Source organism: Actinobacillus minor NM305, assembly GCF_000175195.1.
Classification (GTDB): domain Bacteria; phylum Pseudomonadota; class Gammaproteobacteria; order Enterobacterales; family Pasteurellaceae; genus Haemophilus_A; species Haemophilus_A minor.
This window is the reverse complement of the sequence record NZ_ACQL01000084.1, coordinates 1-1,201: the sequence shown is the minus strand read 5'-3', so window position 1 is coordinate 1,201 and position 1,201 is coordinate 1. Positions and strand designations below refer to the sequence as shown.

Below are 1,201 nucleotides of genomic sequence, written 5' to 3'. Positions count from 1 at the left end.
GATACACATCTTGTCATATGATCAAATGGTTTCGCCAAAAATCAATAATCAGACAACAAAATGTGCGAACTCGATATTTTACACGACTCTCTTTACCAATTCTGCCCCGAATTACACTTAAAACGACTCAACAGCTTAACGTTGGCTTGCCACGCATTACTTGACTGTAAAACTCTCACTCTTACCGAACTTGGCCGTAACCTGCCAACCAAAGCGAGAACAAAACATAACATCAAACGAATCGACCGATTGTTAGGTAATCGTCACCTCCACAAAGAGCGACTCGCTGTATACCGTTGGCATGCTAGCTTTATCTGTTCGGGCAATACGATGCCCATTGTACTTGTTGACTGGTCTGATATTCGTGAGCAAAAACGACTTATGGTATTGCGAGCTTCAGTCGCACTACACGGTCGTTCTGTTACTCTTTATGAGAAAGCGTTCCCGCTTTCAGAGCAATGTTCAAAGAAAGCTCATGACCAATTTCTAGCCGACCTTGCGAGCATTCTACCGAGTAACACCACACCGCTCATTGTCAGTGATGCTGGCTTTAAAGTGCCATGGTATAAATCCGTTGAGAAGCTGGGTTGGTACTGGTTAAGTCGAGTAAGAGGAAAAGTACAATATGCAGACCTAGGAGCGGAAAACTGGAAACCTATCAGCAACTTACATGATATGTCATCTAGTCACTCAAAGACTTTAGGCTATAAGAGGCTGACTAAAAGCAATCCAATCTCATGCCAAATTCTATTGTATAAATCTCGCTCTAAAGGCCGAAAAAATCAGCGCTCGACACGGACTCATTGTCACCACCCGTCACCTAAAATCTACTCAGCGTCGGCAAAGGAGCCATGGATTCTAGCAACTAACTTACCTGTTGAAATTCGAACACCCAAACAACTTGTTAATATCTATTCGAAGCGAATGCAGATTGAAGAAACCTTCCGAGACTTGAAAAGTCCTGCCTACGGACTAGGCCTACGCCATAGCCGAACGAGCAGCTCAGAGCGTTTTGATATCATGCTGCTAATCGCCCTGATGCTTCAACTAACATGTTGGCTTGCGGGCGTTCATGCTCAGAAACAAGGTTGGGACAAGCACTTCCAGGCTAACACAGTCAGAAATCGAAACGTACTCTCAACAGTTCGCTTAGGCATGGAAGTTTTGCGGCATTCTGGCTACACAATAACAAGGGAAGACT

The 1,201-nt window shown here is 44.3% G+C and carries 1 protein-coding gene; it reads left to right on the top strand.

What is annotated here, in order from left to right:
* Positions 1-60 precede the first annotated feature (60 nt).
* On the top strand, positions 61-1,201 hold a 1,141-nt coding region (locus AM305_RS04245; RefSeq protein WP_001449585.1), incomplete at its 3' end, for an IS4-like element ISVsa5 family transposase.